This window comes from Citrobacter sp. Cpo089, from assembly GCF_030332695.1.
GTDB lineage: Bacteria > Pseudomonadota > Gammaproteobacteria > Enterobacterales > Enterobacteriaceae > Citrobacter > Citrobacter portucalensis.
In genome coordinates this window covers 48,883-63,008 of record NZ_JAOWHJ010000058.1, presented here as the reverse complement: position 1 = coordinate 63,008, position 14,126 = coordinate 48,883, and the positions used below count along the sequence as shown (strand labels likewise).

Sequence of the window (14,126 nt, the reverse complement as noted above, 5' to 3'; positions counted from 1 at the left end):
GTGCTTTTGCCGTTACGCACCACCCCGTCAGTAGCTGAACAGGAGGGACAGCTGATAGAAACAGAAGCCACTGGAGCACCTCAAAAACACCATCATACACTAAATCAGTAAGTTGGCAGCATCACCCGCAACCTGAAAGAAGCACCTGTTCCGTCAGGACGGTTGATCCCTTTACCGGTGCAGACCTCTGCAAACACCGGGTCGCAGAACATCGCGACGGAGGCTCAGATACATTCCTTCACTGCGCCAGTTCATCGGCTGTCATTCCACCCAACCGGAAATCACCCGATTTCACGGCTCACTTACACCTGCTGAATTTCAGCGCCTTTTACCTGCGCCAGATCTCTGGTCAATGCTGCACCGAGCCGGAAACTTTCCGGTAAATCCTGCACCTGCTGACACACTAGCGCCCTTTACGTTACGGGCTGCGGCCTGCATTGCCGCAAGGCATTTGCTGCCGAGTGGCCGTAAACCTGTACCAGAATGTGCCTTCTCAGAGCACGACACCTGACCGGGCGTCACTTGAGTCCCGCAACGCGGGCGCAAGTGACGCCGTTCCACCACGCCGACGCAAGCCACGGAAAATCTGGCCTGCGCCCTCAATCCCCCGCACTGACACACCGTTTTCAGGTCGCTGTCGGTTCAGAAAAGGAGAAAAAGATCGATACCGAGGGGGGCATGACGCCCCGGAGAATTTCCTGCTCACGCAGGCAGCCTGTACCGCGTACAGTCTGAAACTCCCTACACCTCAACAACCTGCCACCCCGGCGTGAAGGTATCGTTCTGGCGCAGCCACACAGCATACGCCGGGGCCAGATTGTGCTTTTTAACAGCGGCAAGGGGGAGCTATGGGCAAATTGGGTAGTGAAATGAAGGCGCTGGCGAAAAAAGCGGGCGGCAGTTTTAAAACGGTGGATGACCGCATTCATATTGTGCAGCGGTTCAGCCGCTATTTACGCTCGCTGAATATCCAGATCCAGCGAGTGGAGCAGATCAGGGTTCGCCATATCGAATACTATATTCAGACGCGACTGGCGCAGGAGATCGGTAAACGGACGCTACAAAACGAAATGGCCGCGCTGCGTGGCGTGCTGCAACAGGCCGGACGCAAGCAGGTGGCAGAGCATGAGCGCCTGACCAATAAATCATTGGGGCTGGCTGGCGCATCCCGTAACGGCACCAACCGGGCTATCACGCCGGAGTATTACAGTAAGGTACTGGAAGCCGTCCGCGACAAAGACGCAGGGCTGGCGGCGACGCTGGAACTGGCAAGGCTGATGGGGCTGCGCTCGCAGGAAGCGGTACAGTGTTGTCAGTCATTGAAAACGTGGAAACAGGCGTTGGAGCGCGGCGAAACCCGGCTGACGGTGGTGTTTGGCACTAAAGGGCATCGTCCCCGTGAAACTATTATTCAGGATACTGGCGCAGTGAAAAAAGCGCTGGATAACGCCTTATCTGTCGCAGAGCAACGTAACGGTAGGCTGATTGACCGGCCTAATCTCCAGAAAGCGATGAATTACTGGCGCAAAGAAATCGCGAAGGCCGGGCTGACGGGGGTTTATACCCCGCATTCATTGCGCTACGCGTGGACGCAGGATGCGCTCTGCCACTATCTGGCGCAGGGATTCAGTCACCGGGAAGCGCTGGCGCTGACGGCGATGGATTTGGGCCACGGCGACGGACGCGGGCGGTATGTGGTGCAGGTTTACGGGCGACGGGAAGAAGAGGAATAATTTCCTGTTCTGGTGCAATCATGAAAAGCAAAAGGCCGAAGGGTAAAGGAACGTTAAGGGTAACAGCGCCAGACCGGAAAAGGCCAAAGAGCTGAAAGGGCAGGAACTGGCGCAGATCAATGGATTTGGGGCTGGTGCAAATAAAAAAGCAGATCCGCTGAGATCTGCTTTCCTGCATGGTTTATTAGTGTGCTCAGGCTACCTGAATCTGCCTGTCATACCGATATGGCGCAACAAACTTCTGCCGACAGGCATCAAGATAGTCCGACCACCACTGCATCATCTGCGTGCGCTCGTCGAGGTGCTCCGCCTTGTGGATATACGCAGCACGAACGTTGTTACGTTCCTGATGGCTCATCTGCCGCTCCACGGCGTCTTTCGACCAGCGCCCGGACTCGATCAGCGCGCTACAGGCCATCGTGCGGAAGCCGTGACCGCACACGTCCACCTTTGTGTCGTAGCCCATCACCCGCAGCGCCTTATTGATGGTGTTTTCACTCATCGGCTTACGCGGATCGTGGTCGCCGGGAAACAGCAACTCGCTGTTGCCAGACAGCAGTTTTAACTGTTTCAGCACCGTCACCGCCTGTTTTGACAGCGGCACCAGATGCGGCGTTTTCATCTTCGCGCCGCGCTCTGAATAGCGCACGTCTGGGATCGGCTCACGCTCGGCGGGGATAGTCCACATTGCGCCATCCAGATCGATCTCCGTCCAGCGGGCAAAGCGCAACTCGCTGGAGCGAATAAAGATCAGCAGGTTAAGCTGTACCGCCAGACGGGTTAACAGCCTGCCAGAATAGTTCTCGAAGCGCTCCAGCAACTCCGGCATTTTCTCCAGCGGCAGGGCGGGGTAGTGATTTTTCGGCGGCGGCGCGATAGCGCCGGTAAGATCGTTGGCCGGATTGCTGGCGATCAGGCTTTCCTGCACCGCATAACGCATGATCGCCGTGGTGCGCTGCTGGATCCGCGCGGCGGTCTCCAGATTGCCCTTTCTCTCCGCCACCCGCAGCGGGATCAGCAGATCGGCGGTTTTCAGGTCGGTAACGGGGATTTTGCCAATCAGCGGAAATACGTGCAGCTCAAGCGAGCGCAGAGCTTTGGCTGCGTGCGCCTCAGTCCAGCGGATATTGCCTGCCACCCATTTACGGGCGATCTCTTCAAAGGTATTACTGCTTTTCTTTGCCTGCTTCTCTTGCTGTTTTTTCACCCCCGGATCGTCGCCTGCGCTGAGTACGGCGCGAGCCTCTTCACGCAGCTTACGCGCATTCGCCAGCGTAACGGTCGGGTAAGCGCCAAACGCCAGCTTCTTCTCCTTGCCGCCAAAGCGGTACTTGAGTTGCCAGAGTTTAGAGCCGTTGGGCTTAATCAGCAGGTAAAGACCCTGCGCGTCACTGAGCTTGTAAGGTTTGTCGATGGGCTTTGCATTACGGATGGCGGTATCGGTGAGTGGCATCGCGGGGGCTCCAGAGTTTATCGAACCAACAGGCCCCCAATTAAGCCCCCAAAAATTCTGGATGTCAAAAAACCTGACGGAACTTTTCAGTACCATCAGGTTTCTTTAACTTACTGATTTTCTAGCGTTTCAGGACTTATAAGAACGCCATGAAACTAAATTTTGGTGCCCGGACTCGGAATCGAACCAAGGACACGGGGATTTTCAATCCCCTGCTCTACCGACTGAGCTATCCGGGCAACGAGGCGCATTAAAACCGATTCGCTTCGTTTCGTCAACGAAATTTCTTCAAATCAACGCAGACTGCACAATCTATCACCACATTGTTGCTATTGCACGCATTCTCAGGCAAAAAATGCCGTCCACGCGGCGGAAAGCGGCATTGCCAGCAGAAGGGCAGGAAGCATATTCACAACCGCAAACATTTTGATTCCACAAATACGTAAACCGGTTGCCAACAACAGCAGTCCACCTACGGCGCTGAAATCGGCCATCATGGCTGGCGTCGTCAGGGGCAAAATAAGTGCTGCGCAGGTGGCAAGCGTTAGCTGGATTGCCAGCATTGGTACACAAATTGCCGATACCGCGATACCTAATGAACAGGCAAAAATGATGGCCGTGAAGAAATCAAGAAACGACTTCGCGATTAAAATATTCGGGTCGCCGGTCATCCCTTCATGTATCGCCCCGAAGATCCCGGTACCACTGGCGCAAAATAGCACGATGATGGCCACATAGCTCTGGATGAAGGATTCGTGTGTGGTGTTGGCATCCGACCGGGTGAAAAGCTGCTGCGCTTTGGCAACCGCGGTATTGATCCCTTTTTCCAGATAACAGAACTCGCCAATTAATGCACCGACTAACGTAGCCAGGACCATCACCGGTAGGTTAGCGCACTTGATAACCAGCAAAATACCAATTCCCAAAGAGCACAGTCCGAATATGGAGGTCATGGAGGCACGAATGCGTTCCGGTAAATGCTGGCTGAGTAGTGCGCCGAGAACACCACCAAATAAAATGGCGCCAGCATTAATAAAGGGTCCAATTACCACGTTTGCTCCTGCATACCCATTATCGTCTTGATGCTAAAGGCAATTCTCTGGGTAAAATATGTTTTCAGATTGCATTATTATGCCGCGATTGACAGGCGAAATGCTTGTTTATCTGTGAGGTTCAGGCTCCGGATTTTATCTTGCGCCTGAAAGTGAAAGGTGCCATGATTGCGCGAATTTTCTCCTGTCTGAATGGGGCTGCCTGGGATGATATTACTCCCCCTACATCGCCTTCAACATCGCCTTTTTGCGCGACGTTTGCCCCTTCCTGCGACTTATCTTTACGCTCCCACCATGCGGTGAGGGCAGCGCACGCTCACTGCAGGATAACAGTAAAATCAGAGGCTATCTGCTTTTACTGATGTCTGGCGGTCGGGGCTGGTAACCAGTTTGACCTGTCATTTCGTGGGCAAAGCAATGTGGCTTTGTCCGGGACTTTTGATTTTCCCGAAACGGGTTATTGCGCTTATGAAATCAATGAAAATTGCCGCCAGTGGAGAACTGGTTTCTCGTCTGTCCAGCCATCGTCAGGTGGTGTCGCTGGACAGTACTGATTTTACTGACGTTGCGGCAGTCGTCATTACCGTTGCGGATAGCCGCAGCGGGATCCTTGCTTTGCTGAAACGCACCGGTTTTCATATACCCGTGTTTCTGTTCGCAGAGTCGGATGTTGATCTGCCGGCGGGCGTGAATGCGGTCATTCGCGGTCAGGCGCAGGACTGGCTGGAGCTGGAGTCTGCTGCCTGTCAGTATGAAGAAGATTTGCTGCCGCCGTTCTATGACACGTTGACTCAGTATGTCGAGATGGGGAACAGCACATTTGCCTGCCCAGGACATCAACACGGTGAGTTCTTTAAAAAGCATCCCGCGGGGCGCCATTTCTACGAGTTCTTTGGTGAGAATCTGTTTCGCGCGGATATGTGCAACGCCGACGTTAAGCTTGGCGATCTGCTGATTCATGAAGGCTCGGCGAAACATGCGCAGAAATTTGCTGCGAAAGTTTTCCACGCGGATAAAACCTACTTTGTGCTGAACGGGACCTCTGCGGCCAATAAAGTAGTAACCAATGCGCTGCTGACGCGCGGCGATCTGGTGCTATTTGACCGTAATAACCATAAGTCGAACCACCACGGTGCGCTGATCCAGGCGGGTGCGACGCCGGTGTATCTGGAAGCGGCGCGTAATCCGTTTGGCTTTATTGGCGGCATTGACGAGCACTGCTTTGATGAGGAGTATCTGCGCCAGCAACTTCGTGATATTGCGCCGCAAAAGGCAGAACAACCGCGCCCGTTCCGTCTGGCGATCATTCAGCTCGGCACTTATGACGGTACGATCTACAATGCCCGGCAGGTGATCGACAAGATCGGTCATCTGTGTGATTACATCCTGTTTGACTCAGCATGGGTCGGCTACGAACAATTTATTCCGATGATGGCCGATGGGTCACCGCTGCTGTTGGATCTCGATGCTAACGATCCGGGGATCTTTGTCACCCAGTCGGTACACAAACAGCAGGCCGGATTCTCGCAAACCTCGCAGATCCACAAAAAGGATAACCATATTCGCGGTCAGGCGCGGTTCTGCCCGCATAAGCGTCTGAATAATGCATTTATGCTGCATGCTTCTACCAGTCCGTTTTACCCGCTGTTTGCGGCGCTGGACGTTAACGCCAAAATCCATGAAGGCGAGAGCGGTCGTCGGCTGTGGGCGGAGTGTGTGACGCTGGGCATTGAGGCCCGTAAAGCGATTATTACCCGCTGTAAGATGATTCAGCCGTTTGTTCCCCCGGTAGTCGATGGCAAACCGTGGGAAAGCTATCCGACGCAGGTGATTGCCAGCGAGCGTCGCTTCTTTAGCTTCGAACCAGGTGCTAAATGGCATGGTTTTTCCGGCTACGCGCGCGACCAGTATTTCGTTGACCCTTGCAAACTGCTGTTAACCACTCCGGGCATTGACTCACAAACCGGGCAATATACCGAGTTTGGTATTCCGGCGACGATTCTGGCGCATTACCTGCGTGAAAACGGCATCGTGCCGGAGAAATGCGACCTTAACTCGATTCTGTTCCTGCTGACCCCGGCAGAAAGCGCAGAGAAACTGGCGCAACTGGTGGCGATGCTGGCGCAGTTTGAGCAGCATATTGAAGACGATACGCCGCTGGCAGATGTGCTGCCCACTATCTTCAACAAGTATCCGGTACGCTATCGGGATTACACCCTGCGTGAACTGTGCCAGGAGATGCACTCACTGTACGTCAGCTTTGATGTGAAAGATCTGCAAAAAGCGATGTTCCGTCAGGAAAGTTTACCTGCCGTGGCGATGAACCCACAGGATGCGAACAGCGCTTTTATCCGTGGTGATGTTGAACTGGTGCGGATTAGTGAAGCAGCTGGCCGCATTGCGGCGGAAGGTGCGCTGCCTTATCCTCCGGGCGTGCTGTGCGTGGTACCGGGCGAAGTATGGGGTGGGGCGGTACAGCAATATTTTCTGGCGCTGGAAGAGGGCGTAAACCTGCTGCCAGGCTTCTCGCCGGAGCTGCAAGGTGTTTACAGTGAAACGGATGCAGACGGTATTAAGCGTCTGTATGGATATGTGGTGAAGTAAGCGCAAAAAAAGCGGGTTACCTTTTGGTAACCCGCTTTTCTCTGCGTAAACGTTAGTGCGCGATAGTCTGTGTGCCTGCTGGAACGCGTACGTGTTTGTATTTAAACAGCGCAACGAAGGCAAAAGCCAGAACCAGCGAGTAACCTGCGAAGATCAACCACACGGTCTGCCAGTCGGTAATACCGTTCAGCGTATAGTGTTCAACGACTTTACCGCTCACCAGTCCGCCCAGAATACAACCGAAGCCGTTGGTCATCATCAGGAACATACCCTGTGCGCTGGCGCGGATTTCAGGGCGTACTTCTTTCTCCACGAACACAGAACCAGAGATGTTGAAGAAGTCGAAGGCGCAGCCGTAAACAATCATCGACAGAACCAGCAGCACGGTACCGAACGGCGTTGGATCGCCGTAGGCAAACAGGCCGAAGCGCAGCATCCACGCCACAATACTGATAAGCATCACGTTCTTAATACCGTAACGGCTTAAGAAGAACGGGATGGTCAGGATAAACAGCGTCTCGGAAATCTGTGAAATCGACATCATCACCGATGCGTGTTCCACGATAAAGCTACCGGAGAACAGCGGGTTGTTATCGAAGCTGTGCAGGAAGGTGTTACCAAACATATTGGTAATCTGCAGCTCTGCGCCCAGCATCATTGAGAAGATGAAGAAAATCGCCATACGCTTGTTTTTAAACAGCGCGAAAGCATCCAGACCGAGCATTGATGTCCAGCTCTGGTTTTTCTGCTGATTGGCAACCGGAATATGCGGCAGCGTCAGGGTGAACAGTACCAGTACCAGGGACAATGTCGCACCGATGTACAGCTGCATATGGCTCAGTTCAAAGCCGGAGAAGCTCACTGCCCACATCGCCAGAATAAAGCCGATGGTGCCCCAGATACGAATTGGCGGGAAGTCAGTAACGATATCCATCCCGGCAGATTGCAGGCGATAGTAGGAGATGGTGTTGATTAGCCCCAGTGTTGGCATATAGGCCAGGGAGTTAAGCAAGATCACAAAGAACATGGCCCCTGGCGTGGTGACTTCGGCTGCGGCAAACAGCGTTCCTGCGCCGACCAGGTGGCAAAGGGCGTAAACCCACTTCGCACTGATCCATTTATCGGCCACGATCCCTAACAGCGTTGGCATAAACACGGCGGCGATCCCCAGCGAGCTATACACCGCGCCAATGGATGCACCATCGAATTTAAGGGTGACAAACATATAGGAGCCGAGGGTAGTGAGCCAACTACCCCATAAGCAGAACTGCAGAAACGAGAGAACTTTCAGCTGCAGCTTAAGATTCATGTTAATTTCCTCACACCGTAATGCGGATGAATGTTTTAAAAGGCACATTTGCCGTGGCTATATGATGTGATTCTATCAATGAGAGGCACTCTTTTTTTGTTACCTGTGACAAATATTTGCAAACAATTTCTGATTGCAAAGCAAAAGAGTGATGGAGTTAACATTTTTGGTGCTTCAGGCCCCCGTTTTAGGGGGCTGAAGAGGAATACATTAGCGGCGTCGATAGGATTTTTGTGCGGAATTGACCTTGTAAAGGTATCGGCGTGATTCAGCAGAGGGATGTCGGGTGGTCAGCGTTTGATAAACGTCACCTGGAGACATGCTGTTAATGATATTCGCGGCCTGAATTTTATCGTTCGAGAACACGCGCAGCACGCTGCCCGCGCCGCCGTTATACGCGGTGATTACCGCATAGCGACGTGAGGTCGGATTATCGATACCACCCAAATAGACATTGTTGAGCATTGCCAGATAGGCCGTACCGGTATCAATGTTGCTGGCCGGGTCAAACAAGAAGCTACGGCTTGGTGTGCCTGAGCGCCCTTGCGAGCGGAACACATCTTTCCCGGCGCTGTGCTGTACCACCTGCATCAGTCCCAGCGCATCGGCATGGCTCACCGCATACGGGTTAAACGAGGATTCGGTTTGCATGATAGCCAGAATCAGCGACTCGTCGACGCCGTACTTACGTGAAGCCTGACGCACCATACCGACGTATTTATGCGCGCGCTTATCAAGGTGGTTCGGCACCAGATTGATCGTCACGCTATAGATGATACGCAGGCCATTGCTGCGGCTTTTAAGTCGTGTTTGCAGCAGGTAGTTGGCAAAGTTGGTGGCACGCCCCTCCCAACGAATGGGCTGGCCGGTATTATCAACCACCTGTCCGTACAGGAATGGCTCTTTGGAAATCTTAATGTCGTCGACATCGGAATAGAGGTCGATAGAACCCGGATCATCGCCCATCAGCAATGTCTTGATAATCGCCCGACGCAGGTGTCCGGCGGGATCTGTCCCGGCAATGGTCTCGACGGTTATCGTACCGTCATCAAAGTTGATGTGGCTGCGGGTTTGATACTGATCGGTATACTTGACGTAGTCCTTCGGACCCGCAATCAGCACTTCCTTAAATCCCCACAAATTCTCAATATTATGGGCAAATTGCCCCATCAGAATATCAAAACCGTTGGTATCCTTGACCCAGGCTTCGTTATAGGAATCGCCTTTTTTGGTCGAACTGGAACAGGAGATGAGCAACGGCGCAATAACGGCAAGCGCGAGAAATTTTTTCATCATTCCGGGAGTGCGTGTTGTGTTTGTTGTTTGCAAGGACCAGATTAAAACGTAGGCCGGATAAGCGCAGCGCCATCCGGCAACGGTTCTTATGATTCTGGCGTATAGCCTTCAATATGCACATCCTTACCTTCAAACAGGAAGTTAATCATCTCCTGTTCCAGTAACTTACGGTGTTCGACGTTCATCATATTGAGTTTTTTCTCGTTAATCAGCATGGTCTGTTTATGCTGCCATTGCGCCCATGCTTCTTTAGAAATCTCGTTATAAATGCGTTTTCCCAGATCGCCCGGGTACAGCTGAAAATCCTGGCCTTCTGCTTCGCGTTGCAGGAAAGTGCAAAAAATCGTTCTGCTCATAAAAAGTCCTCTCTATCGTCCGGTACGTTAAACGTGTGTACCGGCACGTAATTGCTGTAACAAACGCTCCACGGGAGCCGCCAGTCCGACCGACGGCGGTTGCGCTAAGTTATACCAGAGCGCGTTGCCTTCATCCATGCATGAGGTGAATGAAGACACGGGAAGCCACATAGGCACAATATCTAAGTGGAAATGGCTAAAGGTATGGCGAAACGCATTAAGTTGGGTCAGATTATCTGCGTTAATTTGTCGTTGCGCCAGCCAGTTGCGCAGTCCATCTTCGTCGTCAAACTGCGGAAAACAGTATAAACCACCCCATAAGCCGCTGGGCGGTCGCTGTGCAAGCAGCACTTCGTCATCATGCTGCATCAGTAAAAAATAGCCCGTTCGTTCCGGTAGCGTCTGTTTGGGCTTTTTACCGGGATACAGCGCCCAACTTGTATTGGCGCTCGCCACACAGCCATTTTCCAACGGACACAGGGAACATTTAGGTTTTGAGCGCGTACAGACCATTGCGCCTAAATCCATCATCGCCTGATTAAAACGCTCAACACCCTGGGCCGGCGTAACTTGCTCGCTCAGCTCCCACAGCTTCTTTTCGACCTCTTTTTTACCCGGCCAGCCGCTTACAGCATAACAGCGAGCCAGCACGCGTTTGACGTTACCGTCGAGAATCGGAAAATGCTGACCCAGAGAGAGAGAAAGGATCGCGCCTGCGGTTGAACGTCCGACGCCAGGTAGGGCGGCTACTTCATCAAAGGTTTGCGGAAATATACCGCTATGCAGCGTCACAACCTGCTGCGCGGCTTTATGCAGATTACGCGCACGGGCGTAATAACCCAGCCCGGTCCACAAATGCAGAACTTCATCCAGCGGCGCATGGGCTAAATCCGTTACCGTTGGGAAGCGCGCCATAAAGCGCTCAAAATAAGGGATAACGGTCGCAACCTGAGTTTGTTGCAGCATTACCTCAGAGAGCCATACTTTGTAAGGCGTCTTGTCAATTTGCCAGGGCAGCGTTTTCCGCCCGTATTTGTCGTACCAGCTCAAAACCTGAGCCGAAAATTGAGACGCTTGCATGATTACCGTTTCATTATTGCCGGGGGCAAGATTGCAGCACAGCGGCAACGGGGTGTAAACCGGAACTTTCCGCTGCTCACTTTCTTCCTTTACTTGCATCCGGCAACTAACTTTGGATAATGCCCGTTTTCAGAACTCAAACACAGCAGACTAAACTTTTATGAAGAACGACGTCATTTCACCGGAATTTGATGAAAACGGCCGCCCTCTGCGCCGGATTCGTAGTTTTGTTCGTCGCCAGGGGCGACTGACGAAAGGGCAGGAACACGCGCTGGAAAACTACTGGCCGGTGATGGGCGTTGAGTTCAGCGAAGAGCCTGTAGATTTCGCAGAACTGTTTGGCCGTGACGCGCCAGTCACGCTGGAAATCGGTTTTGGTATGGGAGCGTCGCTGGTTGCAATGGCGAAAGCGCGTCCGGAACAGAATTTCCTCGGCATTGAGGTTCACTCACCTGGCGTTGGTGCGTGTCTGGCTTCAGCCCATGAAGAGGGTGTCGAGAACCTGCGCGTCATGTGCCATGATGCCGTTGAAGTCCTGCATAAAATGATTCCTGACAATTCTTTATCTATGGTTCAGCTGTTTTTCCCTGACCCATGGCACAAAGCACGTCATAATAAACGCCGTATCGTTCAGGTACCGTTTGCTGAGCATATCTTAAGTAAGCTGAAGCTGGGCGGCGTGTTCCATATGGCGACCGACTGGGAAGCGTATGCGGAGCACATGCTTGAAGTGATGTCCTCGATTGACGGGTATAAAAACCAGTCAGAGAGTAACGATTATGTACCGCGCCCGGAATCGCGCCCGGTAACCAAATTTGAACAACGTGGTCATCGTCTTGGCCACGGCGTATGGGACTTAATGTTCGAGAGGGTGAAATAATGGCAAAGAACCGTAGCCGTCGTCTGCGTAAAAAGATGCACATCGAAGAATTCCAGGAAGTAGGATTTTCGGTTGCATGGCGTTTCCCGGAAGGTACATCTGGAGAGCAGGTCGATCAAATCGTTGATGACTTTATCAATGAAGTCATCGAACCGAACAAGCTGGCTTTTGACGGCAGCGGCTATCTGGCCTGGGAAGGTCTGATCTGTCTGCAGGAAATCGGCAAATGCACCGAAGAACACCAGGCAATCGTGCGTAAGTGGCTGGAAGAGCACAAACTCGAAGAAGTGCGTACCAGCGAACTTTTCGATATTTGGTGGGACTAAGTAGCACAGGGTCGGCAAATGCCGACCCGATTTGTATTGAGGGAAAGATATGATGCGCAAAACGCTGCTGGCGGCAGTCCTAACGTTCACGGCGATGGCCGCACATGCAGATTACCAGTGCAGCGTCACCCCGCGTGACGATGTGATTTTGAGCCCACAAACGGTGCAGGTGAAGGGTGAAAATGGCGACCTGGTTATTACCCAGGCCGGCGATGTCACCTTCAACGGTAAACAGTACAACCTGAACGCCGCACAGCGTGAGCAGGCCAAAGATTATCAGGCGGCGTTGCGTAGCAGCCTGCCGTGGATCGACGAAGGTGCCAGAGCGCGCGTAGAGAAAGGTCGCGTGGCGCTGGACAAAATCATCGCCAAAGAGGTCGGTGAAAGCAGCAACATGCGTGGCCGCTTAACCAAGCTGGATGCGCAATTGAAAGAGCAGATGAACCGCATCATCGAGCATCGAACTGATGGCCTGACTTTCCATTATAAGGCGATTGATCAGGTCCGCGCGGACGGACAACAGCTGGTTAATCAGGCGATGGGCGGAATTTTGCAGGACAGCATCAACGAAATGGGGGCGAAAGCCGTGCTCAAAGGCGGTGGTAATCCACTGCAGGGCGTACTCGGAAGCCTCGGTGGTTTGCAGACCTCAATTCAGAACGAATGGAAGAATCAGGAACAAGACTTCCAGCAGTTTGGCAAAGATGTCTGTTCCCGCGTTGTGACGCTGGAAAACGATCGTAAAACGCTGGTTAGCACTCTGAAATAATCTTCACCTCTTATTAACGGCACAGAAACATTCTGTGCCGTTTTATTTTGTATATTTCTGTTTTTTTGATATCCATCTCTAAGAACGGCAATTTGGTGGAGATATAAATCTGGTTAATTGGAACTCGTCACATTATTCATCTGTAGGATAGACATAATGCTGCAAATTCAAGTAACTGGAGAAATAACATGGAGTTTTTCAAGAAAACGGCACTTGCCGCACTGGTTATGGGTTTCAGCGGCGCGGCGCTTGCACTGCCAAACATCACCATTTTAGCGACCGGTGGGACGATTGCCGGCGGCGGTGATTCCGCGACAAAATCTAACTACACGGCAGGCAAGGTTGGCGTAGAAAATCTGGTTGAGGCCGTACCTCAATTGAAAGATATCGCTGTCGTTAAAGGCGAGCAGGTGGTGAATATCGGCTCCCAGGATATGAATGACGAAGTCTGGTTAACGCTGGCGAAAAAGATTAATACCGAGTGTGATAAAACCGACGGCTTCGTGGTAACACATGGTACGGATACCATGGAAGAAACCGCCTATTTCCTCGACCTGACCGTCAAGTGCAACAAGCCGGTGGTGCTGGTCGGCGCAATGCGTCCGTCTACGGGTATGAGCGCTGATGGCCCGTTTAACCTGTATAACGCAGTAGTAACTGCCGCAGACAAAGCCTCTGCCAACCGCGGAGTGCTGGTGGTGATGAACGACACCGTTATGGATGGTCGTGACGTGACTAAAACCAACACTACCGACGTCGCTACCTTCAAATCCGTTAACTACGGCCCGTTGGGTTACATCCATAACGGTAAAATCGACTACCAGCGTACGCCTGCGCGTAAGCACACCACGTCTACTCCGTTCGATGTGTCTAAGCTGACCGAACTGCCGAAAGTTGGGATTGTTTATAACTACGCTAATGCCTCCGATCTGCCGGCAAAAGCGCTGGTGGATGCGGGTTACGCTGGGATCGTCAGTGCGGGTGTAGGTAACGGTAACCTGTATAAAACCATTTTCGATACGCTGGCAACCGCCGCGCATAAAGGTACCGTTGTAGTGCGTTCATCCCGTGTACCAACGGGCGCCACTACACAGGATGCAGAAGTTGATGATGCAAAATACGGATTTGTGGCTTCAGGTTCCCTGAACCCGCAAAAAGCACGTGTTCTGCTGCAGCTTGCGCTGACTCAAACCAAGGATCCTAAGCAGATCCAGGAAATGTTTAATCAGTATTAATCGATGAAGGTGGCTGCGCTTACCGCCCTAACC

The 14,126-nt window shown here is 52.5% G+C and carries 12 protein-coding genes, 1 tRNA gene and 1 pseudogene (1 of these 14 running past the window's edge); 6 read left to right on the top strand and 8 right to left on the bottom strand.

What is annotated here, in order from left to right; all coding sequences use genetic code 11:
- Nucleotides 1-71: pseudogene (locus tag OGX92_RS12980) on the bottom strand (IS1-like element transposase); its annotated part reaches 224 nt to the left of the window's first position; the annotation flags it as partial.
- A gap of 777 nt (nucleotides 72-848) precedes the next feature.
- Here OGX92_RS12980 and OGX92_RS12975 point away from each other — a divergent pair.
- Complete coding sequence (locus OGX92_RS12975; RefSeq protein WP_164563211.1) at nucleotides 849-1,733, top strand: integrase domain-containing protein; 885 nt, start codon at nucleotides 849-851, stop codon at nucleotides 1,731-1,733.
- A 193-nt stretch (nucleotides 1,734-1,926) separates the two neighbouring features.
- On the opposite strand, the gene OGX92_RS12970 is transcribed toward OGX92_RS12975, so the two are convergent.
- The 3 genes from OGX92_RS12970 to OGX92_RS12960 form a co-directional block, all read right to left on the bottom strand.
- Entirely contained in the window at nucleotides 1,927-3,186 is a 1,260-nt protein-coding gene (locus OGX92_RS12970) for a tyrosine-type recombinase/integrase (RefSeq protein WP_286586620.1), read from the bottom strand.
- Between the two features lie 163 nt (nucleotides 3,187-3,349).
- A tRNA-Phe gene (locus tag OGX92_RS12965) sits at nucleotides 3,350-3,425 on the bottom strand.
- A gap of 105 nt (nucleotides 3,426-3,530) precedes the next feature.
- Complete coding sequence (locus OGX92_RS12960; protein ID WP_003825390.1) at nucleotides 3,531-4,238, bottom strand: DUF554 domain-containing protein; 708 nt, start codon at nucleotides 4,236-4,238, stop codon at nucleotides 3,531-3,533.
- 468 nt (nucleotides 4,239-4,706) lie between these two features.
- Between OGX92_RS12960 and OGX92_RS12955 the strand changes: the two genes are divergently transcribed.
- Entirely contained in the window at nucleotides 4,707-6,842 is a 2,136-nt protein-coding gene (locus OGX92_RS12955) for an ornithine decarboxylase (RefSeq protein ID WP_063941015.1), read from the top strand.
- Between the two features lie 52 nt (nucleotides 6,843-6,894).
- Here the strand turns inward: OGX92_RS12955 and OGX92_RS12950 are convergent, their stop codons facing one another.
- From OGX92_RS12950 to mutY, 4 genes are all read right to left on the bottom strand, one after another.
- The gene (locus OGX92_RS12950) at nucleotides 6,895-8,151 is read right to left on the bottom strand and encodes a nucleoside permease (RefSeq protein ID WP_008785778.1); all 1,257 of its coding nucleotides are present in this window, start codon (nucleotides 8,149-8,151) and stop codon (nucleotides 6,895-6,897) included.
- Between the two features lie 210 nt (nucleotides 8,152-8,361).
- Nucleotides 8,362-9,447 (bottom strand): membrane-bound lytic murein transglycosylase MltC, encoded by a 1,086-nt coding sequence (gene mltC / locus OGX92_RS12945; RefSeq protein ID WP_008785777.1) that lies wholly within the window; start codon nucleotides 9,445-9,447, stop codon nucleotides 8,362-8,364.
- An 86-nt stretch (nucleotides 9,448-9,533) separates the two neighbouring features.
- On the bottom strand, nucleotides 9,534-9,803 hold the full coding sequence (locus tag OGX92_RS12940; RefSeq protein ID WP_003027126.1) for an oxidative damage protection protein: 270 nt from the start codon (nucleotides 9,801-9,803) through the stop codon (nucleotides 9,534-9,536).
- Between the two features lie 27 nt (nucleotides 9,804-9,830).
- The gene (gene mutY / locus OGX92_RS12935; RefSeq protein WP_063941016.1) at nucleotides 9,831-10,883 is read right to left on the bottom strand and encodes an A/G-specific adenine glycosylase; all 1,053 of its coding nucleotides are present in this window, start codon (nucleotides 10,881-10,883) and stop codon (nucleotides 9,831-9,833) included.
- 160 nt (nucleotides 10,884-11,043) lie between these two features.
- Here mutY and trmB point away from each other — a divergent pair, with 160 nt between their 5' ends.
- The 4 genes from trmB to ansB all read left to right on the top strand — a co-directional run bounded on the left by trmB (nucleotide 11,044) and on the right by ansB (nucleotide 14,093).
- Entirely contained in the window at nucleotides 11,044-11,763 is a 720-nt protein-coding gene (gene trmB, locus OGX92_RS12930; protein ID WP_003825406.1) for a tRNA (guanosine(46)-N7)-methyltransferase TrmB, read from the top strand.
- Nucleotides 11,763-12,089, top strand: coding sequence for a YggL family protein (locus tag OGX92_RS12925; protein ID WP_003027115.1), 327 nt, complete (start codon nucleotides 11,763-11,765; stop codon nucleotides 12,087-12,089). The genes trmB and OGX92_RS12925 overlap by 1 nt, the downstream gene beginning before the upstream one ends.
- A gap of 49 nt (nucleotides 12,090-12,138) precedes the next feature.
- Nucleotides 12,139-12,858, top strand: a complete 720-nt coding sequence (locus OGX92_RS12920) for a YggN family protein (protein ID WP_003825409.1) — start codon at nucleotides 12,139-12,141, stop codon at nucleotides 12,856-12,858.
- 188 nt (nucleotides 12,859-13,046) lie between these two features.
- Nucleotides 13,047-14,093 carry an L-asparaginase 2 gene (ansB, locus tag OGX92_RS12915; RefSeq protein WP_003027108.1) on the top strand — a complete coding sequence of 349 codons (1,047 nt, stop codon included), beginning with the start codon at nucleotides 13,047-13,049 and terminating at the stop codon, nucleotides 14,091-14,093.
- Nucleotides 14,094-14,126 lie beyond the last annotated feature (33 nt).

Coding starts and splice junctions, on each gene's coding strand:
- OGX92_RS12970 (WP_286586620.1), bottom strand. CDS start 3,186: ATGCCACTCACCGATACCGCCATCCGTAATGCAAAGCCCATCGACAAA.
- OGX92_RS12920 (WP_003825409.1), top strand. CDS start 12,139: ATGATGCGCAAAACGCTGCTGGCGGCAGTCCTAACGTTCACGGCGATG.
- mutY (WP_063941016.1), bottom strand. CDS start 10,883: ATGCAAGCGTCTCAATTTTCGGCTCAGGTTTTGAGCTGGTACGACAAA.
- OGX92_RS12940 (WP_003027126.1), bottom strand. CDS start 9,803: ATGAGCAGAACGATTTTTTGCACTTTCCTGCAACGCGAAGCAGAAGGC.
- mltC (WP_008785777.1), bottom strand. CDS start 9,447: ATGATGAAAAAATTTCTCGCGCTTGCCGTTATTGCGCCGTTGCTCATC.
- trmB (WP_003825406.1), top strand. CDS start 11,044: ATGAAGAACGACGTCATTTCACCGGAATTTGATGAAAACGGCCGCCCT.
- OGX92_RS12975 (WP_164563211.1), top strand. CDS start 849: ATGGGCAAATTGGGTAGTGAAATGAAGGCGCTGGCGAAAAAAGCGGGC.
- OGX92_RS12950 (WP_008785778.1), bottom strand. CDS start 8,151: ATGAATCTTAAGCTGCAGCTGAAAGTTCTCTCGTTTCTGCAGTTCTGC.
- OGX92_RS12955 (WP_063941015.1), top strand. CDS start 4,707: ATGAAATCAATGAAAATTGCCGCCAGTGGAGAACTGGTTTCTCGTCTG.
- OGX92_RS12925 (WP_003027115.1), top strand. CDS start 11,763: ATGGCAAAGAACCGTAGCCGTCGTCTGCGTAAAAAGATGCACATCGAA.
- ansB (WP_003027108.1), top strand. CDS start 13,047: ATGGAGTTTTTCAAGAAAACGGCACTTGCCGCACTGGTTATGGGTTTC.